The organism is Vibrio sp. 1580 (assembly GCF_033340055.1).
In genome coordinates, this window is sequence record NZ_JAWOVT010000071.1 from 1 (window position 1) to 1,112 (window position 1,112).

Genomic DNA, 1,112 nt, shown 5'->3' on the forward strand with positions numbered 1-1,112 from the left:
AGCCGTTTATGTCTGGTGATGATATTGCATTTCTGCAATACACTGGTGGTACTACGGGTGTCGCAAAAGGTGCAATCCTAACGCATCGCAACATGATTGCGAACGTGCTTCAGGCGAAAGGGGCTTACGGTCCTGTACTTTCTCCAGGTCGTGAATTAGTGGTAACCGCATTGCCGCTTTACCACGTGTTTGCACTGACAGTGAACTGTTTGCTGTTTATCGAAATGGGTGGTCGTAACTTACTGATTACCAACCCGCGTGATATTCCTGGCTTTGTAAAAGAGCTGCAAAAATACCAATTCACAGCGATCACAGGTGTGAATACCTTATTCAATGCGCTAGTGAACAATGAAGATTTCCATGAGTTGGACTTCAGTAATCTTCGCTTGGCTGTTGGTGGTGGTATGGCAGTTCAACGTGCTGTTGCTGAGAAATGGCTGAAGACCACAGGCTGCTACCTGCTTGAAGGCTATGGACTTACTGAGTGTTCACCGTTAGTTGCGGCTTACCCGCATGACCTGGTTGAGTACAACGGTTCTATCGGTCTGCCAGTTCCTTCGACAGAAGTTCGTATGGTTGATGAAGAAGGCAATGTACTGCCAAATACTGGTACAGGTGAGCTACAAGTTCGCGGCCCTCAAGTAATGCAAGGTTACTGGCAACGTCCGGAAGCAACTAAAGACACCATTAACGAAGACGGTTGGCTATCAACGGGTGACATCGTTAAGTTTGATGACGAAGGCTTCCTGCATATCGTTGACCGTAAGAAAGACATGATCTTAGTATCAGGCTTCAACGTTTACCCGAATGAAATCGAAGACGTTGTCGCTCTGCACGGCAAAGTTCTTGAAGTGGCTGCTATTGGTCAACCGCATGAAGTGTCTGGTGAGTTGGTGAAGATCTACGTTGTAAAACGTGACCCGAGCTTAACCAAAGAAGAAGTGATTGCACACTGTCGTCAGCATCTAACGGGCTACAAGGTTCCAAAACTGGTTGAGTTCCGTGAAGACTTACCGAAGACCAACGTAGGTAAGATCTTACGTCGTGTACTTCGTGAAGAGAACGACGCAGAACTGGCAAAGAAAAGCGCGTAAGCCGATTTCATTGAGTCG

General features: G+C 47.0%; 1 protein-coding gene. It reads left to right on the forward strand.

Annotated features, from left to right (window positions below; translation table 11 throughout):
* A partial coding sequence (locus R7093_RS24070; protein ID WP_318146866.1) for an AMP-binding protein occupies positions 1-1,094 on the forward strand: 1,094 nt, incomplete at its 5' end.
* Positions 1,095-1,112 lie beyond the last annotated feature (18 nt).